This is a genomic window from Rhizobacter sp. P2_H3, assembly GCF_056403355.1.
The window spans coordinates 65930-85884 of record NZ_JBFUFQ010000003.1; the positions used below are offsets into that span (position 1 = coordinate 65930).

The following is a 19955-nucleotide window of genomic DNA, read 5'->3' on the forward strand; positions in this document are numbered from 1 at the left end:
AACAATGACGACCGTGGACCAACGCATCGACCTGCTCTGGCCGCAGGTGCACACGCTGACGCTGCTGGGGCAGCTGGCGAGCTTCACGCAGGTGGCGCAGCGGCTCGGGCTGTCGAAGGCGGCGGTCAGCCAGCGCATCACCGAGCTGGAGCGCGCGGTCGGCCAGCCGCTGGTGCAGCGCACGACGCGCTCGGTGCGGCTGACCGATGCGGGGCGGCGGCTGGTCGAGCAGACCGGCGAGGCCTTCGAGCTGATCGCGCGCAGCGTGGTCGAGGCGCGCGACCAGGCGGCGCAGCCGCGCGGGCTGGTGCGCATCACCGCGCCGGTGGCGCTCGGGCGGCAGCATGTGGCACCGCACCTCGAGGCCTTCGTGCGTGCGCATCCCGACATCCGTGTCGAGCTCGACCTGTCGGACCGGCTCGTCACGCTGGCCCATGAGGGCTTCGACCTGGCGGTGCGCCACACCAGCGCGCCGCCGGAGAACCACGTGGCCTGGAAGCTCTGCGCGTCGCGCGCGCTGCTGGTGGCGACGCGCGCGTACCTGAAACGGCAGGGCACGCCGAAGACGCCGGCCGACCTGGCCGGCCATGCCTGCCTGACCTACCTGCGGCCGGGTCCGGCGGTGTGGCAGTTCGAGCGCGACGCGCTGGGCGATGAGCCCGAGCCGCAGCGGTTGAGCGTCGTCGCGCAGGGGCCGCTGCGGGCCGGCAACAGCGAGGTGCTGCGCGACGCGGCGCTGGCCGGCCTCGGCATCGCGCTGGTGCCGGATTTCAGCGCGGCGGCGGCGCTGCGGGCCGGCAAGCTGCGCGAGGTGCTGCCGCAATGGCGGCCGGTCGGCTTCTTCGGCGATGCGGTCTACGCGATGCGGCCGTGGAGCCCGAGCACGCCGAAGGCGGTGCAGGCGCTGGTCGCGCACCTGCGCGCGGCACTGGCCGGCGGCTTCGGCGAAGCCTCGCTACAGTCGCCATCTGCATCACCGGAGGGAAACCATGCTGCGCCCTGACATCACCATCGAAGGATTCCACGAACGCCAGGCGGGCTTCGCACCCGACCGCTTCGGCGTGCAGATCACTGCCATCGCCGAGGGCCACCTCGATTCGCAGATGCAGGTACAGCCGTGGATGCTGGCGCCGAACGGCTTCCTGCACGCGGCCAGCGTGATCATGCTGGCCGACACCAGCGCCGGCTACGCGACCATCGCGCACCTGCCCGAGGGATCGAAGAACTTCACGACGATCGAGCTGAAGAGCAACTTCTTCAGCACCGCGAAGGAAGGCCTGATCCGCTGCGAGGCCCGCGCCGACCACCTCGGCCGCTCGACGCAGGTCTGGTCCGCCACCGTCTTCAGCCCGCAAGGCAAGAAGATGGCGCTGTTCCGCTGCACCCAGATCATCCTGACCTGATCAAAAAAAAGCCCACCCTGTGAAGGGTGGGCTGGAAGTCCTCAAGAGAGAGGACGTCGTTGGGATCGTTGCGGCCGGTCGCCTGTTGTTCTGGTGAGGGCCCCGGCTCAGTGCAATCGTTGGTATCGCGTGGTTTGGATTTCAAACCCGTGTGACAGCATGGGTGCACTGTAGGAGGACGAAAACGTTTGGGCCATCCCCAATACGGGGGAAACGATTTCATCGCACCTGTGGCACAGGCTCCGCGGCCAGACCTCGTCATCGGCCGCAAACCCAGCATTGGCGCGGCTTGGCGCTGATCGGTCCATGCGCTCAACGGTGCGCGAGGCGCCGCGGCAAGTGACCGAAGTGATGTCGAATTTCCCCACAGAAGTTCGCATGCGTTTTCATGCGTTCGCATCGCGAATGACGCTGTGGCGCGACGTGCACACCGCGCGGCGCGACAATCCGCCGATGCACCCGCCCTCCCACCGCCGTCCGCCCGCGCGCACGCATGCGCCCGCCCCTCCGCTGAGCGAGTCGGAGATCGACGAACTGCAGGCCCGCCTCGATGCGGTGCCGGCGCCGCTCGATCCGCTGGACGCCAGCATGGTCGACGGCTTCCTGTGCGGCGTGCTGGTGCAGCCGGTGCGCGTGCCGGCACAGCGCTGGCTGCCGCTGCTGACCGATGTCGACGGTCGCCCACTGCCGGCGAACTTCGACGCCCGCCGCCTGCACGAGCTGGCGCAGCGCCGCCATGCCGAGCTGAACGACGCGATCACGCGCCGCCAGTGGTTCGACCCGTGGGTGTTCGAACTCGACGACGGCTCGGACGAAGATGACGCGAGCATCGAGGCAGTGCTGCCCTGGGTGGCCGGCTTCGCGACCGCGATGGAGGCGTTTCCCGAGCTGATGAACGGCGACGCGCAGGCGCTGACCGAGCCGCTCGCGCTGCTGTACCGCCACCTCGATCCCGAGGACCTGGAGGACGCCGACGACCTGCTCGAGGAGATCGAATCGCTGGAGCCGCCGGCCGACCTGAGCGAGGCGGTCGAGGGCCTGGTGCGCGCGACGCTGCTGCTGGCCGATGTCGGGCGGCCGCTGCAAGCGCAGCCCGCGGCGCCTCGGCCGCAACAGCGGCCGCCGCACCGCCCGCGGCGTTAACTTCTTTCGAACCAGCGCCGGGCGTGCAGCGCGAGCCCGGTGGCCACGCTCGCGAACCGGTCGCCGCGCACCGCGCGCGCCTGCGGAAACTCTGCCGCGATCTGCTGGGCCAGCAGCCGCAGCCCGGTCGAGCCGCCGGTGAAGTACAGCGCATCGACCTGCTCCGGCCGCAGCCCGGCCTGCAGCACCGTCTCGCGCGCCGCGCCGACGATGCGCGCGATGTCGCCCTCGATCGCCTGCACCGCCTCGCGCTCGGTCAGCAGCACCTCCAGCCGCCGCTCGACGTGCGACAGGTCGATCACCGTGTCGCCGCCCTCGGCGACGCTGATCTTGGCGGCCTCGGCGCGCGATGCCAGCTCGTGCCCCAGCCGCTCGGTCACCACCGTCATCAACCGCTGGTGGTGCAGCGGGTTGCCGTAGAAGCCGCGCATGCTGCGCAGCTCCGCGACGCGCTGCGGGCTGTACACCGAGTTGATCAGGTGCCAGGTCGCGAGGTCGAAGTACACGCCGGTCGGCACCTCGCGCGCCGGCGCGCCGGCCACGCTCGGGCCCATCGCGCCGTAGCCGAACTCGCGCAGGATGCTGGCCAGCTCGACGCGGCGGTCGAAGTCGGTGCCGGCGATGTGCACGCCGTGGTTGGCGAGGATGTCGTCCTTGCGCTCCAGCCGCGGCGCGCGCTCGGGCCCGACGCGCACCAGCGAGAAGTCCGAGGTGCCGCCGCCGATGTCGGCCACCAGCACCAGCTGCTCGCGGTCGACGCTGCTCTCGAAGTCGAAGGCCGCGGCGATCGGCTCGTACTGGAAGTGCACCTCGTCGAAGCCGACCATGGCCGCGGCCGAGGCGAGCGTGGCCTGCGCCTGCGCATCGCGCACCGGGTCGTCGTCGACGAAGAACACCGGCCGGCCCAGCACCGCGCGGTGGATCGGCGACTGCGCCTCGGTCTCGGCCAGCGTCTTCAGGTGCTTCAGGTAGCCGGCGATGATGTCGAGGTACTTCACGCCGCGCCCGCCGCCGACATCGGTGGTCTGCTCGGCCAGGCTGCTGCCGAGGATGCTCTTCATCGAGCGCATCAGCCGGCCGTCGAGGCCGTCGACGTAGGCGGCCAGCGCCGCCCGGCCGAACGCGCGCGGCGGGCCGTTGGTCTCGGCGCCTTCGACGAAGTAGAAGACCGCGGTCGGCATCGTCCGCTGGCCGGGCTCGAGTTCGACCAGGCGCATCGCGCTGGCAGCTTGGCCGGGGGCTGATCCATCGGGAATCGCGATGGCCGAATTGGACGTGCCGAAGTCGATGGCGCAATACATGATGGCGGCGAAGGGCACAACGGGTGGGGGGCGCGGATTGTAGGGCACACTGCCGCGCGATGAATCCGACGAGTGCCCCTTCCAACGACCTGCCCGCGCTGCTCGCGCGCATCGCGCTGCGCGAGCGTGCTGCCTTCGAGCCGCTGTACCGCGCCACCTGCGCGCATCTGTTGGGCGTCGCGTTCCGTATCTTGAACGACAGGGACCGCGCCGAAGAGGTGCTCCAGGAGGCGTTCATGAATGTCTGGCACAACGCGGCGAGCTACCGGCCCGACGTGGCGGCCCCGATGACCTGGCTGATCAACATCGTGCGCAACAAGGCGATCGATGCGCTGCGCTCGGGCAAGACCGAGCGGGCTTCGACCACCGCGCTCGACGACGAGGCCATGGCCGTCGCCGGCGACCCCGCGCTGGAGCCGCAGCGGCTGCTGGACGATGGGCTGACCAAGGCGCGCATCGACGGCTGCATGGCGGCGCTGAACGCCTCGCAGCGGCAGGCGCTGGCGCTCGCGTACTACCGCGGCATGGTGCACACCGACATCGCGCTCGCGCTGAACGCGCCGGTCGGCACCGCGAAGGCCTGGGTGCGACGCGGCCTCGACAAGCTGAAGGATTGCCTGGTCGCGGCGGGGGTCGGCGCATGAACTACCTGAAGCCCGAGCGCCTGGACCGGCTGGCGCGCGAATACGTGCTGGGCACGCTGACCGGCGGCGCACGGCGCCGCTTCGAGCGCGTGCTGGCCGCCAGCCCGGCGGCGTCGCTGGCGGTCGGCGCGTGGCAGCAGCGCTTCTCGGTGCTTGCCGCCAGCGTGCCGCCGATGCAGCCGCGCGAGGCGGCGTGGCAGCAGCTCGAGCGCCGGCTGTTCCCGGTGGCGCCGAAGGCCGCCTCGGGCTTCGGGGCGTGGCTTGCGAACCTGCTGTCCGCGCGCTCGCTCGGCGGTGCGCTGGCCGGCGTGCTGCTGTGCCTGGCGGTGCTGCGGCTGCAGCCGGGGCTGATCGGGCTGCAGCCGCCGTCCGAGGCGCTGCCGCAAAGCTATGTCGGCCTGCTCAGCGATGGCGAAGGCCGTCCGGCCGTGCTCGCGAGCTCGCTGCGCCACGGCCGGCAGCTCAGCGTGAAGCTGCTGCAGCCGGTGGCGGTGCCGGCCGGCCGCGTCGCGCAGCTGTGGGCGCTGCCGCGCGACGGCGGCGAGCCCTTCCCGCTCGGCGTGGTGCCCGACCATGGCAGCGCGGTGCTGGCGCTCCCGGACAGCTCCGAGAAGCTCTTCTTCAACGTGACACGGCTGGCAGTCACCCTGGAGGTGGCGCCGGCGCTGGCCGGTGCGGCGCCGGCGGGACCGTTCGTGCTGATCGGCCCGTGCGTGAAGCTCTGGTAGCAATTTCTTTCAATCGCGGATGCGTCCGTCGGCGCCATCCGCTCCGTAAGTACCGGCAAGACACCGAGGATGGTGTCTGCCAACCCACCCGAAGGACCTGACGATCATGAACACCACTTTCGCCCGCGTGCTGACCCTCTCGACGCTCGCCCTGGCCCTGGGCAGCGCCTTCGCCGCCGACAGCGCACCGCCGGCCCCGACCCCGGCCGCAGCCGCCGCCGCCGCCGACAAGCTGGGCGCGGCGCGCGCGCAGATCGCCGCGAAGAACTGGGCCGGTGCCATCGACGAGCTGAAGAAGGTCAACGATGCCGGCAGCGCCGACTGGAACAACCTGATGGGCTACAGCCTGCGCAAGGCGAAGACGCCCGACCTGGCCGGCTCGGAGAAGTTCTACAACGAAGCGCTGCGCATCGACCCGAAGCACAAGGGCACGCTCGAGTACTCCGGCGAGCTGTTCCTGATGAAGGGCGACCTGCCGAACGCCGAGCAGCGCCTGGCCACGCTGGACAAGGTCTGCGGCGCGAGCTGCAGCGAGACGGTCGAGCTGAAGAAGGCGATCGAGCGCTACAAGGCCGCGGGCAACAAGTACGTCTCGGCCAGCTGGTAACTCGATCGGGTCAGGCCGCGGCCACGCGTGGCGTGCCGGCCTGCGGCACCTCGCCGCAGAACCCGAAGTCGAGCGCCGGGCGCAGGCCGCTCATCAGCTCGGCAAGCGCACGGCCCGAGCCGGCGCCGTGCGTCCAGCCCAGCGTGCCGTGTCCGGCGTTGATCCACAGGTTGGCGAGCTTGCCGCTGCGCCCGATGTACGGCACGTTGGTCGGCGTACTGGGCCGCAGGCCGGTCCAGAAGTTCGGCTCGCGGGTGTCGGCGACGCCCGGGAACACCTCTTCGTAGCGGTCGATCAGCGCCTGGCAGCGCACGCGCGAGGTCGCGCTGTCGAGGCTGGTGTCGTAGCCGGCCATCTCGGCCGTGCCGGCGATGCGCACGTGGTCGCCGAGCCGGCTGATCGCGATCTTGCGCGAATCGTCGAGCAGGCTCGCGACGCTGGCGGCTTCCGGCCGCTTCAGCTTCAGCGTCGCCGAGTAGCCCTTGGCGGGGTAGATGTTCAGGTAGATGCCGAGCGGCCGCAGCAGCGGCGCAGTGAAGCTGCCCATCGCGGCGACGAAGGTGTCGGCCGTCAGCGTGCGCGGCTCGCCGGTCTGCAGGTGGCGCAGCCGCACCGATTGCACCGCACCGCCCGCCGCATCGATGCCGGCGATGTCGTGTTCGTACAGGAAGGTCGCGCCGCGCTGCTGGCACAGCTGCGCCAGCTTCTGCGTGAAGATGCGAGCGTCGCCCGATTCGTCGCTGGGCGTGAAGGTGCCGCCGGCGATGCCGTTCGCGAAGCCCTGCAGCGCCGGCTCGACCTTCAGCACCTCGTCGCGCGACAGCACGCGGCGATCGACGCCGTGGTGGCGCATCAGCTCGGCACCGGCCGCACCCTCGTCGAACTCCTGCTGCGTCGAGAAGAAGTGCAGGATGCCGCGCTCCAGCCGGTCGTACTGGATGCCGGTCTGCGCGACCAGCGCCTTCAGCGACTCGTGGCTGTAGCGGCCCAGCGCCACCAGCTGCGCCACGTTGCGCTCGAACGCGGCGTCGTTGCACTGCAGCAGGAAGCTCAGGCCCCAGCGCCACTGGTGCGGGTCGAGCTTGGGGCGGAACAGCAGCGGCGCGTCGTCGCGCGCCAGCCACTTCAGCACCTTCAGCGGCGCGCCGGCATTGGCCCACGGCTCGCAGAAGCTGACCGAGATCTGCGCGCCGTTGGCGAAGCTGGTCTCCAGCGCCGCATCTTTCTGGCGATCGACCACGGTGACCTCGTGGCCCTGCTCCAGCAGGTACCAGGCGGTGCTCACGCCGATGATCCCGGCTCCCAACACGACGACTTTCATTGAAGCTCCTTCAGAGCGGGCGCCACAACAACTGGGCGGCCACGCAGAACATCACCACCGCGACGCTGGCGTCGATCGCCCGCCACACCGCCGGGCGCTGCAGCCAGCGCGAGGCGGCCGCGGCGCCGTAGCCGAGCGTCACGAACCACATCAGCGACGCAAGACCCGCACCGGCCGCGAATGCGAAGCGGCCGTCGCCCGGCTGCTGTGCACCGACCGTGCCGAGCAGCAGCACCGTGTCGAGGTAGACATGCGGGTTCAGGTAGGTCATCGCCAGCACGCTGGCCACCGTGGCGCCCAGGCTGGCGGCACCGGCGCGCGTCTGCAGGCCGGCATCGACGCCGCGCCAGGCCTGGCGCGCCGAGCGCAGGCCGTACAGGAACAGGAAGGCCGCACCCCCATAGCGCAGCACCTGCAGCAGCACCGGCGCCGACTGCACGGCGGCACCCAGCCCGAACACGCCCAGCACGATCAGCAGCCAGTCGGATGCGGTGCACAGCGCGACCACCGGGCCGACGTGCGTGCGCGCCAGCCCCTGGCGCAGCACCAGTGCGTTCTGCGCGCCGATCGCGACGATCAGGCCGGCGGTCATCAACCAGCCTTGGGCGAATGCGGCGGAGAGGTCGGGGGTCATGGAATCCGGGTGTCAGGACGTCGGCAAAAGCCGGCCGTCGGATTGTCGGCACGGTGGGCGAAGTCATGAAGAAGGATTCATATTTCTCGGCTTGCATTAGGATGGCTTATGAAAGACCTGGACCCCGCCGCGCTCGATGCGCTGGCTGCGCTGGCCGATGCGGCGAGCTTCGAGCGTGCCGCGCAGCGGCTGTCGATCACGCAATCGGCCGTGTCGCAGCGCCTGCGCACGCTGGAACTGCAGGTCGGCCAGCCGCTGGTGGTGCGCTCGCGCCCGCTGCGGCTGACCGAGCCCGGCAAGCTGCTGCTGCGCTTCGCCCGGCAGATGCAGGCCATGCGCGCCGACCTGGCGCACGAGCTGGGCGACGCGCCGCCCACCGACCAGCGCCTGCCGATCGCGGTGAATGCCGACAGCCTGGCGACCTGGGTGCTGCCGGCGCTCGACGCGCTGGTGCACGAGGGCGTGTCGCTGGAACTGGTGGTCGACGACCAGGACTTCACGCACGACTGGCTGCGCCAGGGCGCGGTGCTCGGCTGCGTCACCAGCGTCAGCGAGGCGCTGCGCGGCTGCCGCGTGGTGCCGCTGGGCGCGATGCACTACACCGCGGTCGCGAGCCCCGGCTTCATCACCGAGATGCTGCCGCAGGGGCTGACGCGGGCCAACTTCGCGCAGGTGCCGTTCCTGATCTTCAACCGCAAGGACGACATGCAGCAGCAGTGGGTGGCCCAGGCCTTCGGCGTGCGCGAGCCGCGGCTGCGCGAGCGCCACGTGCCGTCGTCCGAGGCCTACCTGCGGGCGGCGGCGATGGGCTGGGGGATCGGTGTCGTGCCGGAGCTGCAGGCGCGGGCGCTGCTCGACAGCGGTGCGCTGGTGGCGGTGCGGCCGGACGACCGCCTGCCGGTGCGGCTGCACTGGCACCAGTGGAAGCTCGGGCCGGACGGCGCGGCGCCGTCGGCGCGCGTCGGCTTGCTCGACCGGGTCGGCGACGCGCTGCTGGCGGGCGCGCGCACCGCACTGGATGTGACTTGAACCACGGCGGCGCGAACTGCACCGTTCGCGTGCCTCATTTCGGGCTTCAGCACCACCCGCTTGCATCCGACACTGAATGTCACAAGCACTCGTGGAGCGACATCATGAACCTGGCATCCGGATGGTCCTGGCTGGCGTCGCTGACCACGCGCCGCGCACCGCGCCAGGTGGAACCCGAGGCCGCCGACTACGGCACCGCGTTCGGGCTGGACATGAGCCTGTCCCCGCTGCGCGACACCGAACTCGACGCTTTCGAGCATGGCGCGAGCGCCCCGGCACCGCTGCAGTGGATGAGCCGCATCACGTCCCGCGGCCGATGAACTCGTATTGACTCTGACCGCTTGTTGCCCGGATCTGCACCAGAGGGTGCGGAACCTTGTTGTGGAGGCGAGCCACTCAATGGCGCCCTTCCACTTCCCAGGCCGGAGCCATGGACCCCCGCAAACTCCAACCCCGCAAAATACTCCAAAGACTCCGCAAGAAACTCAAGCCCAGAGGGGATGAGCCCGACTTGCAGTCCCGGGTCGAACAGCAACGATCGGCCGCACTGGGAGTCGGGGTGAATCCTTTTGCTCTTCGCTGGAGTGGGCAAGAGCGCGGGCCCATGGCGATGGTCTTGTGGAAAACGAGTCCATGTCTTCCGAAAGAACTGCGAGACGAAATCATCGGTTTCGCCAGCAAGGCCAAATTCATCCAGGACTTCGGCATTGACATTGACATGGACACGGCGAAAGAGATCGAGCAAATTCTCGATCGAGCCCCCAAGTTGAAGTCCAAGATGGAGAAGTTTCTACAGGCCGTCAAGGACCTGTCGACGGGCGACCCGGAGGCGCCAGCGCTTATCGTGCGCATTGCCAAAAAGATATCGAGCAGTCCCGATGCCTCGGTGGTACTCAAGCAATGCATTGAAACGGATACCAACGCAATCCTCAACGCAACGGATCCGCACATGCAGTTCTTGGCCGCACGCAATTTTCTGACCCATCTTGCCGCCTTCGGCGTCAAGACGCAGTGAGGCGTCGCCGAGTCAGACGTCGATCACCCGCAGCCCGTCATACCCGGCACTCTCGCCGCGCTTCGTGTGCCCGCGTGCATTGCAGACGACACGTGTGACGCCACCTGCATGCGCCACCTCGTAGTCGTGCCGGCAGTGCACATGACCGTGGATCCACAGGTCGGCAGCGGGCAGCAGGTCATCGTCGGCATTGCAGAAGCTCGCGGTGCCGGCCTGGCTGCCGTAGCGCGGGTCGCCGCTGCGCAGGCTGGGGCCGAAGTGGGTGATGACGACCGTCGCGTCGGCATCGTTCGGCTCGGCGAGCGCGGCGGCCAGCCACGCACGGCAGGCCAGCGCCTCCTCGCGCACCTGGGGCGCGGCGAAGACCTCGCCGTTCAGCGTCGAGCGCTGCACCTTCATGAAGTACGAGCCGGCGCGCATCGATTTCTCGCGCTGCGCGGGCCCGAACAGGTCGAAGTCGCACCAGCGCACCGTGCCGGCGAAGCGGATGCGCCGGCCGTCGGCGCCGGTGCGGATGCAGGTTTCGCGCTCCAGCATCGTGATGCCGAGCGCTTCGCAGCGTGCGCGCAGGGCCGGCCAGGTGTCGTTCAGCTCGCGGCCGTCGAACTCATGGTTGCCGGCGACGAAGACGATCGGCACCGGCCAGCCGCGGAAGGCGTCGAACGCCTTCCAGGTGCTGTCGATGTCGCCGGCCAGCACCAGCAACTCGGCGCCGGGCGCCGGTTCGGGCGTGAAGGTCTCGGTTTCCTGGTGCAGGTCGGACAGCAGCTGGAACTTCACTGACTCAGGTGGCGCCGTGGCACTGCTTGAACTTCTTGCCGCTGCCGCACGGGCACGGGTCGTTGCGGCCGACCTTCGGCGTCTCGCGCTTGACCGTCTCGACCTTGTAGCGCGCATCGCGCGTCAGGTCGGACAGCTCGGCGACGGTCGTGACCATCTCCTCGATCGCGTCGTCCAGCGTCGACAGCGGGTACTCGCGGTCCAGCGTCGCGACGACCTCGCGCTCCTCGTCGGTCTCGGCCGGCAGGTGGCGGTACAGCCGCGCCAGCGCGGTCATCACCTCGTCCTGGGGCAGCTCCATCAGGTCGGGGAAGCAGATGGCAGCGTGCTGGAAGCCGGCCACCCACGGCATCAGCGGCTGCGACACCTCGGCCAGCCCTTCCATCGGATCGACCTCGCCCTCGGCCAGCGGGGCCGGCGGGTGCTCGTCGTCGAACTCCAGCACCAGCGGGTTGAACCAGCCGTCCTCGACGATCGCGCGGTTCAGCGCGGCATAGCGGCGCAGCACCAGGGCGCTGGTGCGCTCCAGCCAGGCGGCGTCGACGTCGTCGGGCAGCGGCTGGCCGTCGAAATCGAACACATGCGGCAGCCAGGTCGCCGGCTCCAGCAGCACCGGCTGCACCAGCACGCCGCACAGGAAGCCGTCGAGCATCACCGCATCGACCGGCTGCAGCGGCTCGGGCGTGGCCGCCAGCAGGTCGTCGAGTTCGGCGAACTCGGCATCGGTCAGGTCGTGGGCGGGCGGCAGCGAAGCGGGCAGGGCGGTGGGAGCGGGCATGGCGGGTCTCTTGAACAAACGATCGAGCCGGGATTGTCGTCTGATCAGCAGGCGATCACGACTTGCCGGCCGAGAAACTGCCGATCAGCCGGTAGCGCGCCCCGGGATGCACCAGCCGCGCGACCGACGCGACGATGCCCTGCGACAGCGTGCGCCGCGACACCTGCAGCAGCGCGCTGCCGGGCAGCACGTCGAGCAGACGCGCCTGTTCGTCGGTCGCGAGCACCGCCTCGACCACCTGCTCGGCCTCGGTCAGCGGCGCGTGCTCGAACAGCACGTGCGACGGCGTGACCTGCGTGAAGTCCTGCGCCAGCAGGTCGGGCGCGAGGGCCGGGTTGACGTGCCGGTCTTCATACTGGATCGGCACGCCGTTCTCCAGGTGCACCAGCCGGCAGCGGATCACCGCCGCGCCCTTGCGCAGGCGCATCGCGGTGGCGATCTCGGCGCCCGCCTTCACGCGCTCGACGCCGCACACCCGCGTCGTATGCCGGTGGCCGCGCTCGACGATCTCGTCGTGGATGTCGCGCACCTGCAGCAGGTTGGAGATCGGGTGCAGCTCGGCCACGTACGAGCCCGAACCCTGGCGGCGCTCGATCAGGCCCTCGTCTTCCAGCTCGCGCAACGCGCGGTGCACCGTCATGCGCGCGCAGCCGAACTCCTGCACCAGCTCGCGTTCCGACGGCAATCGCACGCCCGGCTGCCAGCCGCCCTCGGCGATGCGGTGTCGGATCGAGTGCTTGACTGCTTCGTAGGGCAGCGTCTTGTCGCCGGATTTCATGGGGCCGATCTTACCCCTGTGCTAAAGTTGTCTAGACCACTTTGCGGCCCGCCGCCGCGCCAGCGAGGACCCCCATGACGACGCCTGCGCACCTGATCACCCCCGGCCAGCTCGACAAGGCGATGCTGCTCGATGCGGCCGCCGGCGGGGCCCGCTTCACGATCGCACCGTCGGCGCGGGCTGGCATCGAGGCGAGCGTGCAGGCGGTCGCGACGCTGATGTCGCGCCACGAGCCGGTCTACGGCATCAACACCGGCTTCGGCAAATTGGCGCAGACGCGCATCCCCGACGACCAGCTGGCGCAGCTGCAGAAGAACCTGGTGCTGTCGCACAGCGCCGGGATCGGTGCGCCGATGGCGGCGCYGGTGGTGCGGCTGATGCTGCTGCTGAAGGCCGCCAGCCTCGCGCACGGCGTGTCGGGCGTGCGGCCGCAGGTGATCGATGCGCTGCTCGCGCTGCTGGCGGCCGATGTGCTGCCGGTGGTGCCGGAGAAGGGCTCGGTCGGCGCGTCGGGCGACCTCGCACCGCTGGCCCACCTGAGCGGCGTGCTGATCGGCATCGGCGAGGCCTTCGTCGACGGCAAGCGGGTGCCCGCACTGCAGGCGCTCGCACGCGCCGGCATCGAGCCGCTGGTGCTCGGCCCGAAGGAGGGCCTCGCGCTGCTGAACGGCACGCAGGCGTCGACCGCGCTCGCGCTCGTCGCGGTGCAGCGGCTCGAGCGCATCTTCGATGCGGCGATCGGCATCGGTGCGATGACGGTCGATGCGGCCAAGGGCGCCGACACGCCGTTCGACGACCGCATCCACAAGGTGCGCGGCCAGCCCGGGCAGCGCAAGGTGGCGGCAAGTTTCCGCAGCTGGCTGGCCGGCAGCGCGCTGCGCCAGTCGCACCTCGATTGCGACAAGGTGCAGGACCCGTACTGCCTGCGCTGCCAGCCGCAGGTGATGGGCGCCTGCCTCGACCAGATGCAGCATGCGTGGAACGTGCTGCTGACCGAGGCGAACGGCGTCTCCGACAACCCGCTGGTGTTCGCCGACACGCTGGAGGCGCTGTCGGGCGGCAACTTCCATGCGGAGCCGGTGGCCTTCGCGGCCGACAACCTGGCGCTGGCGATCGCCGAGATCGGCGCGCTGTCCGAGCGCCGCACCGCGATGCTGATGGACCCGGGCATCTCGGGGCTGCCGGCCTTCCTGGTCGAGAACGGCGGGCTGAACTCCGGCTTCATGATCGCGCAGGTGACGGCGGCGGCGCTCGCCTCCGAGAACAAGTCGCTCGCGCACCCGGCCAGCGTCGACTCGCTGCCCACTTCGGCGAACCAGGAAGACCATGTGTCGATGGCGACCTACGCCGCGCGGCGCCTGCACCAGATGCTGGACAACACCGCCGGCATCGTCGCGATCGAATGGCTGGCCTCGGCCCAGGCGCTCGATTTCCACCGGCCGCTGCGCTCGTCGCCGGCGCTGGAGTGCCTGCATGCGCGGCTGCGCGAGCGGGTGCCGTTCCTGAAGGAAGACCGGCTGATGGCGCCGGACATCGAGGCGGCTGTCGACATGCTGGAGCATGCCGGGTCGATGTCGGCCTAAAAATAGACCGATACGGCGTGCTTCGCCACGCAACGGCCTACTTTTGACCGGCATCCGGGCTTACGGGGCCATCGCGGCCGCCTTGATGCTCTCGGCCCGGATGTCCTCCGTCAGCTGCGCCTTCAGCTCCGAGAACCGCGGCGTCGTCTTCACCGTGTAGTGCCGCGGGTACGGCAGGTCGATCGCCAGCTCGGTCTTGATGCGGCCCGGCCGCGCGCTGAACACCGCACAGCGGTTGCCCATGAAGATCGCCTCGTCGATGTCGTGCGTGACGAACAGCACCGTCTTGCGGTGCTGCTGCCAGATCGACAGCAGCAGCTCCTGCATCAGCGCGCGCGTCTGGTGGTCGAGCGCGCCGAAGGGTTCGTCGAGCAGCAGGATCTTCGGATCGTTGGCCAGCGCCCGCGCCAGCGCGACGCGCTGCTGCATGCCGCCCGACAGCTGCTTCGGGTAGTGCGATTCGAAGCCCGTGAGCCCCACCTCCGCGATGAAGCGTTGCGCGATCTCGCGCTGCTGCGTGTCGGGCAGGCCCTTCTCGCGCAGCCCGAAGCAGATGTTCTGCCGCACCGTCAGCCACGGGAACAGCGTGTAGCTCTGGAACACCATGCCGCGGTCGGCGCCCGGGCCGCGCACCGGCGCGCCGTCGAGCAGCACCTGGCCGGTGCTCGGCTCGTCGAGGCCGGCCACGATGCGCAGCAGTGTCGACTTGCCGCAGCCCGAGGGCCCCAGCACGGTGATGAAGTCGTTGTCGGCGACCTCCAGGTCGGTCGGTTGCAGCGCGAGCGTCGGGGTGCCGCCATGCACACCGGGGAAGCTGCGGCCCACGCCGCGGATCGACAGCCGGCTCACAGCGCGGCCCACCGGAAGAGTCGGCGGTTCAGCCGCTTGAACCCGAGGTCGGACACCAGCCCGATCACGCCGATCGTGATGATGCCGAAGATGATCTGGTCGGTTGCGAGCAGCGCCTGGCTGTCGGTGATCATGTGGCCGATGCCGCTCGACGCGCCGATCAGCTCGGCCACGATCACATAGGTCCAGGCCCAGCCGAGCACCAGACGCAGCGTCTCGGCCACCTGCGGCGCGGCAGAGGGGAGCAGCACGCGGCGCACCACGCCCCAGTCGCGCGCGCCCAGCGTGTAGGCGGCCTCCACCAGGTCGCGCCGCGTGTTGCCGACGCTGACCGCGATCATCAGCACCAGCTGGAAGAACGAGCCGAGAAAGATCACCGCGAGCTTCTGCGCCTCGCCGATGCCGGCCCACAGGATCAGCAGCGGGATGAAGGCCGAGGCCGGCAGGTAGCGCGCGAACGACACGAACGGCTCGAAGAACGCCTCGACCGGCTTGTACGCCCCCATTGCGATGCCCAGCGGCAACGCGAGCACCGCCGCGATCACGAAGCCGCCGATCACGCGCCACATCGTCATGCCGATGTCGTGCGCGAAGCCCTGCTGCGCGAGCAGGTCCCAGCCCGAGCGGACCATCGTCAGCGGGTCGGCGAGAAACGTCTTCGAGACGAAGCCGCCCAGCGTCGCGATCGCCCATCCGGCGACGAACAGCACGAAGAACGCGACCCCGAGCGCGATGCGCCGCCCGGGCTCCACCGATTGCAGCGGCTTCACTGGATGAAGCTGGTGTCCGACAGCGTCTTCAGGTCGGGAATCTGCTTGATGCTGCCGATCTCCAGCAGCAGCTCGGCCGCCTCCTTGCTGAACGGCTGCAGCACGCTGGTGAAGAAGCGCTGGTTCGCCGCGCGGTCCTGCCAGCGCAGGTAGGCCTGCGATTTCTCGAAGGCCTCGCCGCTCTGCTTCACGTCGGCGCCCATGATCTCGAACGACTTCTTCGGCTCGTTGCGGATCATCTCCAGCGCGTCGAAGTAGCTGTCGGCCAGCGCCTTCGCGGCCTTCGGGTTCTCTTTCAGGAACTTCGGTGTGCAGCCGAAGGTGTCCATCACCATCGGGTAGTCGAGCGTGGTTGCGATGATCTTGCCGGCCTCGGGCTTGGCGCGCACCGTCGACAGGTAGGGCTCGTAGGTCATCGCGGCATCCAGGTCGCCGGCGTTCGCGACGAAGGCATTCGCGGCCGCCTGCGGCTCCAGCGTGACGACCTTCACGTCCTTCACCGACAGCCCGTTCTTCTTCAGCATCCACGCGAGGCCGAAGTACGGCGCGGTGCCCGGTGCCGACGCGGCCACCGTCTTGCCCTTCAGGTCGGAGATCTTCGCGATGTGGTTGCGCACCACCATGCCGTCGGCACCGAAGCTCTTGTCGAGCTGGAAGATCTGCGTGGTCGCGACGCCGTTGGCATTCCACACCACCCAGGTCTCGACGGTGGTGGCCGCGCACTGCACGTCGCCCGAGGCGATCGCGAGGTGGCGGTCTTTCTGAGGGATCTTCTTGATCGACACGTCCAGGCCGTGCTTCTTGTAGATGCCGGCCTCCTTCGCGAGCGTCAGCGGTGCGAAGCCGGTCCAGCCGGAGATCGCGATCGCGACCGGCGTCTCCTGCGCCGCGGCAGGCCCGACCATCGCCGCCGACACCCACAAACCGACCAAGGCACGCACTGGATTCATCACTGCTCCTGCGAGAAGGGGAAAGGTGTCGGACATGATGCAAGCCCTGTGCCGGGCAGTCTACACTCGGTTCCCCGGTTGTCTAGGCCACTTGCACCCATGGAATCCAGCACGCACGCACTGACGCGGGGCAGCGTTCCGCTGCTCGTCTCGTTCCCGCACGCCGGCACGGAGATCCCTGCCGACATCGCGGCCCGCATGACGCCCGAGGCGCTGCTGCGCGCCGACACCGACTGGCACCTGCCGGAGCTCTACGACTTCGTCGCGCAGATCGGCGCCAGCACGCTGGTGCCGCGGATGTCGCGCTACGTGATCGACCTGAACCGGCCGCCTGAAGACACCAACCTCTACCCCGGGCAGGACACGACCGGCCTGGTGCCGCGCGACACCTTCCGCAAGCAGCCGCTGTACCGCGCGGGGCAGGAGCCCGACGCGGCCGAGGTCGAGGCGCGGCGCGAGCGCTTCTGGCGCCCGTACCACGTCGCGCTGCGCGGCGAGCTGGAGCGGCTGCGCGACCTGCATGGCGTGGCGGTGCTGTGGGATGCGCATTCGATCGCCAGCAGGCTGCCGCGCTTCTTCGAAGGCAAGCTGCCTGACCTGAACCTCGGCACCGACGAGGGGCGCGCCTGCGCACCGCGCGTGCAGGCGGCGGTCGAGGCGGTGCTCGCCGGGCAGCGCGACTACACGCAGGTCAGCAACGGCCGCTTCAAGGGCGGCTACATCACGCGCCACTACGGCGAGCCGGCGCGCGGCGTGCATGCGCTGCAGATGGAGATGTGCCACGCCACCTACATGGACGAGCCGGCGCCGTTCGGCTTCCGTCCCGATCTCGCGGCCGGCGTGCGGCCGCTGCTACAGCGGATGCTGCAGGCCGCGCTCGACACCGCGGTGGAAGCAGGCGCGTAGCGGGCTCGCGCCGATCGCATAGCTCAGCGCGGCCGGGTGATCGACGTCCCACAGGCACAGGTCGGCCTGCTTGCCGACCTCGATGCAGCCATGCGTGGCCGCCAGGCCCAGCGCCCGCGCCGCATGACGGGTGACACCGAGCAGCGCCTCGGCCGGCGTCATGCGGAACAGCGTGCAGGCCATGTTCATCATCAGCGGCAGGTGGGTGCCGGGGCTGGTGCCCGGGTTGCAGTCGGTGGCCACCGCCATCGGCACGCGGTGCCGGCGGAACAGCGCGATCGGTGGCGCCACCGTGTCGCGCAGGAAGTAGTACGCGCCCGGCAGCATCACGGCGACCGTGCCGGCGCGCGCCATCGCGATCACGCCCGCCTCGTCGACATGCTCCAGGTGGTCGGCCGACAGCGCGCCGAAGTCGGCCGCCAGCGTAGCGCCGTGCTGGTTCGACAGCTGCTCGGCGTGCAGCTTGACCGGCAGGCCATGGCGCTGCGCCGCTTCGAACACGCGCTGCGTCTGGCCGGGCGTGAAGCCGATCGTCTCGCAGAACGCATCGACCGCATCGGCCAGGCCGTCGCGCGCGATGGCCGGCAGCAGACGCTCGACGATCTCGTCGATGTACGCATCGGCGCGGCCCTCGAACTCCGGCGGCAGCGCGTGTGCGGCCAGCAAGGTGGTGCGCACGTCGATCGGGAAGCGCTCGCCGAGCCGGCGCGCCACCTGCAGGCACTTGCGCTCGGCATCGAGCGACAGCCCGTAGCCGGACTTGATCTCGACGGTCGTCACGCCGTGGCGCATCAGCTCGCGCAGCCGGCGGGCCGAGGCGTCGAACAGCGCCTCGGGCGTCGCATCGCGCGTCTGGCGCACGGTGGAGCGGATGCCGCCGCCGGCGCGCGCGATCTCCTCGTAGCTCGCGCCCTGCAGCCGCAGCTCGAACTCGCGCGCGCGGTCGCCGGCGTAGACGAGGTGGGTGTGGCAATCGATCAGGCCGGCCGTCAGCAAGGCGCCGCCGGCATCGCGTTCGGCGCGCGGCCGCAGCCCGGCCGGCAGCGCGGACATCGGGCCGACGCGCTCGATGCGCCCGTTCGCGATCGCGACGAAGCCCGGCGCCGACGGCGTGCAGGATTCGTCCAGCCCGTCGACGATGCGTGCGTTGGTCAGCAGCAGGTCGGTCATCGGTTCTCCAGCAGGTGGGTGCGCGCGGCGATGAAGGCCTCGGCGGCGCGCCCGGCGCCTGCATGCTGCCCCTCGTGCACGCGGCGCTGTCCGGCCACCCACACGTCGCGCACGCCACGGGCGCCATGCGTCGCGAACACGTGGCTCGCGAGACGCTGCGAGGCGCTCAGGCCGGCGTCGTCGAACGCGCTGAGGTGCACCAGGTCGGCCTGCTGGCCCACGCGCAGGCCGCCGATCGAGCGGCCGCTGGCGCGTGCACCGCCGGCCACCGCCGACAGCCACATCGCATCGGCCACCTGCGGGTGCGCGGCGCTCGCGAGCACGTTGCGGCGCTGCTTCGTCAGCCGCTGGCCGTACTCGAGCAGCCGCAGCTCCTCGGCCGCGTCGACGCAGGCGTGGCTGTCGGAGCCGATGCCCCACGGCCCGCCATCGGCGATGAAGGACTCGGCATCGAACACGCCGTCTCCGAGGTTGGCTTCGGTGCTCGGGCACAGGCCGGCCACCGCGCCGCTGCGTGCCAGCGCGCGCCGCTCGGCGGCATCGAGGTGGGTGGCGTGCACCAGGCACCAGCGTGCGTCGACCGCCGCATGCGCCAGCAGCCACTGCACCGGCCTCTGTCCGCTCCACGCGAGGCAGTCGTCGACCTCGCGCTGCTGCTCGGCCACGTGGATGTGCACCGGCGCGCTGGCGTCGGCGCCATGCAGGCCGCCGAGCAGGTCGCGCAGCGCCTCGGGCGACACCGCGCGCAGCGAATGCGGCGCCGCGCCGACGCGCACGCCGTCGTGGCGCAGCCGGCCGATCAGCGACAGCAGGCCGTCGACGCTGTTCAGGAAGCGGCGCTGCTCCGCCAGTGGCGGCTTGCCGCCGAAGCCGCTCGCCTGGTACAGCACCGGCAGCATCGTCAGGCCGATGCCGGCCTCGCGCGCGGCGGCCGCGAGGCGCAGCGACATCTCAGCCGCATCGGCGTGCACGCGGCCGTCGGGCTGGTGGTGCACGTAGTGGAATTCGCAGACCGCCGTGTAGCCGGCCTGCAGCATCTCGATGTAGAGCTGCGTCGCGATGGCCTGCAGCGCATCGGGCGTCAGCGATTGCGCGAAGCCGTACATCAGCGCACGCCAGCTCCAGAAGCTGTCCTGCTCGGCGCTGCGGTGTTCGGTGAGGCCGGCGAAGGCGCGCTGGAACGCGTGCGAATGCAGGTTCGGCAGGCCGGGCAGCAGCACGCCGTCGACGCGCCGGGTGCCGGCTGGCGGCGACAGGCCGGCCTCGACGCAGGTCAGCGTGCCGGCGTCGTCCCACTGCAGCAGCACGTTGTCGGCCCAGCCCTGCGGCAGCAGCGCGTGGTGCGCGAACAGCGATCCGGTCGGGGTCTCGGACGCGCTCATGCCGCGGGCTCCAGCTGCACCAGCAGCGCACACGGCGCGTCACCGGCGCATTCGAGCGCGAGCGCAGGCATGCCGTCGCGCCACAGCCAGGCCTGCAAAGGCCCCAGCCCGCGCGCGCCGTCGGACCAGCGGCCGAGGCTCGCGAGCAGCAGCCCGGCCGAGGCCGGTTCGGTGCGCACGGCGC

Annotated in this window: 23 protein-coding genes; 11 read left to right on the plus strand and 12 right to left on the minus strand. The window is 70.4% G+C overall.

Annotated features, from left to right (window positions below; translation table 11 throughout):
* Positions 1–4: 4 nt before the first annotated feature.
* From AC1D1T_RS01185 to AC1D1T_RS01195, 3 genes are all read left to right on the plus strand, one after another.
* A complete protein-coding gene (locus AC1D1T_RS01185) occupies positions 5–1003 on the plus strand; it encodes a LysR family transcriptional regulator (RefSeq protein ID WP_477826165.1) in 999 nt (332 codons plus the stop codon).
* Positions 990–1403, plus strand: coding sequence for a PaaI family thioesterase (locus AC1D1T_RS01190; RefSeq protein WP_477843652.1), 414 nt, complete (start codon positions 990–992; stop codon positions 1401–1403). The genes AC1D1T_RS01185 and AC1D1T_RS01190 overlap by 14 nt, the downstream gene beginning before the upstream one ends.
* A 405-nt stretch (positions 1404–1808) precedes the next feature.
* Positions 1809–2546, plus strand: a complete 738-nt coding sequence (locus AC1D1T_RS01195) for a YecA/YgfB family protein (RefSeq protein ID WP_477991252.1) — start codon at positions 1809–1811, stop codon at positions 2544–2546.
* Here AC1D1T_RS01195 and AC1D1T_RS01200 read toward each other — a convergent pair.
* Positions 2543–3847: an Hsp70 family protein gene (locus AC1D1T_RS01200; protein WP_477825678.1), complete on the minus strand. Its 1305-nt coding sequence runs from the start codon at positions 3845–3847 to the stop codon at positions 2543–2545. The two genes, AC1D1T_RS01195 and AC1D1T_RS01200, sit on opposite strands and share 4 nt — an antisense overlap.
* A 59-nt stretch (positions 3848–3906) precedes the next feature.
* Between AC1D1T_RS01200 and AC1D1T_RS01205 the strand changes: the two genes are divergently transcribed.
* The 3 genes from AC1D1T_RS01205 (at position 3907) to AC1D1T_RS01215 (ending at position 5826) form a co-directional block, all read left to right on the plus strand.
* Positions 3907–4491, plus strand: a complete 585-nt coding sequence (locus tag AC1D1T_RS01205; RefSeq protein ID WP_477825677.1) for a sigma-70 family RNA polymerase sigma factor — start codon at positions 3907–3909, stop codon at positions 4489–4491.
* Complete coding sequence (locus AC1D1T_RS01210; protein ID WP_477825676.1) at positions 4488–5219, plus strand: anti-sigma factor; 732 nt, start codon at positions 4488–4490, stop codon at positions 5217–5219. Before AC1D1T_RS01205 ends, AC1D1T_RS01210 begins: the two co-directional genes overlap by 4 nt.
* Before the next feature lie 106 nt (positions 5220–5325).
* Positions 5326–5826, plus strand: coding sequence for a tetratricopeptide repeat protein (locus AC1D1T_RS01215; protein ID WP_477825675.1), 501 nt, complete (start codon positions 5326–5328; stop codon positions 5824–5826).
* Between the two features lie 10 nt (positions 5827–5836).
* Here the strand turns inward: AC1D1T_RS01215 and AC1D1T_RS01220 are convergent, their stop codons facing one another.
* Positions 5837–7147 (minus strand): D-amino acid dehydrogenase, encoded by a 1311-nt coding sequence (locus AC1D1T_RS01220; protein ID WP_477825674.1) that lies wholly within the window; start codon positions 7145–7147, stop codon positions 5837–5839.
* 10 nt (positions 7148–7157) lie between these two features.
* Positions 7158–7781: a LysE/ArgO family amino acid transporter gene (locus AC1D1T_RS01225; protein ID WP_477838856.1), complete on the minus strand. Its 624-nt coding sequence runs from the start codon at positions 7779–7781 to the stop codon at positions 7158–7160.
* Between the two features lie 108 nt (positions 7782–7889).
* On the opposite strand from AC1D1T_RS01225, the gene AC1D1T_RS01230 reads away from it, so the two are divergent.
* The 3 genes from AC1D1T_RS01230 (at position 7890) to AC1D1T_RS01240 (ending at position 9825) form a co-directional block, all read left to right on the plus strand.
* Positions 7890–8810, plus strand: a complete 921-nt coding sequence (locus tag AC1D1T_RS01230; protein ID WP_477825672.1) for a LysR family transcriptional regulator ArgP — start codon at positions 7890–7892, stop codon at positions 8808–8810.
* Between the two features lie 104 nt (positions 8811–8914).
* Positions 8915–9130: a hypothetical protein gene (locus AC1D1T_RS01235; protein WP_477825671.1), complete on the plus strand. Its 216-nt coding sequence runs from the start codon at positions 8915–8917 to the stop codon at positions 9128–9130.
* A 110-nt stretch (positions 9131–9240) separates the two neighbouring features.
* Positions 9241–9825 carry a hypothetical protein gene (locus AC1D1T_RS01240; protein WP_477825670.1) on the plus strand — a complete coding sequence of 195 codons (585 nt, stop codon included), beginning with the start codon at positions 9241–9243 and terminating at the stop codon, positions 9823–9825.
* A 12-nt stretch (positions 9826–9837) separates the two neighbouring features.
* On the opposite strand, the gene AC1D1T_RS01245 is transcribed toward AC1D1T_RS01240, so the two are convergent.
* From AC1D1T_RS01245 to hutC, 3 genes are read right to left on the minus strand one after another with little or no spacing between them, the layout of a single operon-like run.
* Positions 9838–10605 (minus strand): metallophosphoesterase, encoded by a 768-nt coding sequence (locus AC1D1T_RS01245; RefSeq protein WP_477838854.1) that lies wholly within the window; start codon positions 10603–10605, stop codon positions 9838–9840.
* A gap of 4 nt (positions 10606–10609) precedes the next feature.
* Entirely contained in the window at positions 10610–11383 is a 774-nt protein-coding gene (locus AC1D1T_RS01250; protein ID WP_477825668.1) for a UPF0149 family protein, read from the minus strand.
* Positions 11384–11438: 55 nt separating this feature from the next.
* Positions 11439–12161: a histidine utilization transcriptional repressor HutC gene (hutC, locus tag AC1D1T_RS01255; protein WP_465110309.1), complete on the minus strand. Its 723-nt coding sequence runs from the start codon at positions 12159–12161 to the stop codon at positions 11439–11441.
* 74 nt (positions 12162–12235) lie between these two features.
* Between hutC and hutH the strand changes: the two genes are divergently transcribed.
* Positions 12236–13744 carry a histidine ammonia-lyase gene (hutH, locus tag AC1D1T_RS01260; RefSeq protein ID WP_477991255.1) on the plus strand — a complete coding sequence of 503 codons (1509 nt, stop codon included), beginning with the start codon at positions 12236–12238 and terminating at the stop codon, positions 13742–13744.
* 60 nt (positions 13745–13804) lie between these two features.
* Here the strand turns inward: hutH and AC1D1T_RS01265 are convergent, their stop codons facing one another.
* The 3 genes from AC1D1T_RS01265 to AC1D1T_RS01275 are packed head-to-tail and all read right to left on the minus strand — an operon-like array spanning position 13805 to position 16313.
* Entirely contained in the window at positions 13805–14593 is a 789-nt protein-coding gene (locus AC1D1T_RS01265) for an ABC transporter ATP-binding protein (protein WP_477824681.1), read from the minus strand.
* On the minus strand, positions 14590–15363 hold the full coding sequence (locus tag AC1D1T_RS01270; protein ID WP_477824657.1) for an ABC transporter permease: 774 nt from the start codon (positions 15361–15363) through the stop codon (positions 14590–14592). The genes AC1D1T_RS01265 and AC1D1T_RS01270 overlap by 4 nt, the downstream gene beginning before the upstream one ends.
* Positions 15360–16313 (minus strand): ABC transporter substrate-binding protein, encoded by a 954-nt coding sequence (locus AC1D1T_RS01275; RefSeq protein ID WP_477824658.1) that lies wholly within the window; start codon positions 16311–16313, stop codon positions 15360–15362. The genes AC1D1T_RS01270 and AC1D1T_RS01275 overlap by 4 nt, the downstream gene beginning before the upstream one ends.
* A 99-nt stretch (positions 16314–16412) precedes the next feature.
* Here AC1D1T_RS01275 and hutG point away from each other — a divergent pair, with 99 nt between their 5' ends.
* A complete protein-coding gene (gene hutG, locus AC1D1T_RS01280) occupies positions 16413–17219 on the plus strand; it encodes an N-formylglutamate deformylase (protein WP_477824659.1) in 807 nt (268 codons plus the stop codon).
* On the opposite strand, the gene hutI is transcribed toward hutG, so the two are convergent.
* From hutI to AC1D1T_RS01295, 3 genes are all read right to left on the minus strand, one after another.
* Positions 17166–18389 carry an imidazolonepropionase gene (gene hutI / locus AC1D1T_RS01285; protein ID WP_477824660.1) on the minus strand — a complete coding sequence of 408 codons (1224 nt, stop codon included), beginning with the start codon at positions 18387–18389 and terminating at the stop codon, positions 17166–17168. The genes hutG and hutI overlap by 54 nt on opposite strands.
* On the minus strand, positions 18386–19771 hold the full coding sequence (locus AC1D1T_RS01290; protein ID WP_477824661.1) for a formimidoylglutamate deiminase: 1386 nt from the start codon (positions 19769–19771) through the stop codon (positions 18386–18388). The genes hutI and AC1D1T_RS01290 overlap by 4 nt, the downstream gene beginning before the upstream one ends.
* A partial coding sequence (locus AC1D1T_RS01295; protein ID WP_477991257.1) for a hypothetical protein occupies positions 19768–19955 on the minus strand: 188 nt, incomplete at its 5' end. The genes AC1D1T_RS01290 and AC1D1T_RS01295, both read right to left, overlap by 4 nt.

Bases quoted from the DNA above. Each gene is read 5' to 3' on its own strand.
- AC1D1T_RS01200 (WP_477825678.1), bottom strand. From the start codon at position 3,847: ATGTATTGCGCCATCGACTTCGGCACGTCCAATTCGGCCATCGCGATT.
- AC1D1T_RS01275 (WP_477824658.1), bottom strand. From the start codon at position 16,313: ATGAATCCAGTGCGTGCCTTGGTCGGTTTGTGGGTGTCGGCGGCGATG.
- AC1D1T_RS01290 (WP_477824661.1), bottom strand. From the start codon at position 19,771: ATGAGCGCGTCCGAGACCCCGACCGGATCGCTGTTCGCGCACCACGCG.
- AC1D1T_RS01215 (WP_477825675.1), top strand. From the start codon at position 5,326: ATGAACACCACTTTCGCCCGCGTGCTGACCCTCTCGACGCTCGCCCTG.
- AC1D1T_RS01205 (WP_477825677.1), top strand. From the start codon at position 3,907: ATGAATCCGACGAGTGCCCCTTCCAACGACCTGCCCGCGCTGCTCGCG.
- AC1D1T_RS01185 (WP_477826165.1), top strand. From the start codon at position 5: ATGACGACCGTGGACCAACGCATCGACCTGCTCTGGCCGCAGGTGCAC.
- AC1D1T_RS01235 (WP_477825671.1), top strand. From the start codon at position 8,915: ATGAACCTGGCATCCGGATGGTCCTGGCTGGCGTCGCTGACCACGCGC.
- AC1D1T_RS01210 (WP_477825676.1), top strand. From the start codon at position 4,488: ATGAACTACCTGAAGCCCGAGCGCCTGGACCGGCTGGCGCGCGAATAC.
- hutC (WP_465110309.1), bottom strand. From the start codon at position 12,161: ATGAAATCCGGCGACAAGACGCTGCCCTACGAAGCAGTCAAGCACTCG.
- AC1D1T_RS01230 (WP_477825672.1), top strand. From the start codon at position 7,890: ATGAAAGACCTGGACCCCGCCGCGCTCGATGCGCTGGCTGCGCTGGCC.
- AC1D1T_RS01240 (WP_477825670.1), top strand. From the start codon at position 9,241: ATGGACCCCCGCAAACTCCAACCCCGCAAAATACTCCAAAGACTCCGC.
- AC1D1T_RS01225 (WP_477838856.1), bottom strand. From the start codon at position 7,781: ATGACCCCCGACCTCTCCGCCGCATTCGCCCAAGGCTGGTTGATGACC.
- hutI (WP_477824660.1), bottom strand. From the start codon at position 18,389: ATGACCGACCTGCTGCTGACCAACGCACGCATCGTCGACGGGCTGGAC.
- hutG (WP_477824659.1), top strand. From the start codon at position 16,413: ATGGAATCCAGCACGCACGCACTGACGCGGGGCAGCGTTCCGCTGCTC.
- AC1D1T_RS01190 (WP_477843652.1), top strand. From the start codon at position 990: ATGCTGCGCCCTGACATCACCATCGAAGGATTCCACGAACGCCAGGCG.
- AC1D1T_RS01250 (WP_477825668.1), bottom strand. From the start codon at position 11,383: ATGCCCGCTCCCACCGCCCTGCCCGCTTCGCTGCCGCCCGCCCACGAC.
- AC1D1T_RS01220 (WP_477825674.1), bottom strand. From the start codon at position 7,147: ATGAAAGTCGTCGTGTTGGGAGCCGGGATCATCGGCGTGAGCACCGCC.
- AC1D1T_RS01195 (WP_477991252.1), top strand. From the start codon at position 1,809: ATGACGCTGTGGCGCGACGTGCACACCGCGCGGCGCGACAATCCGCCG.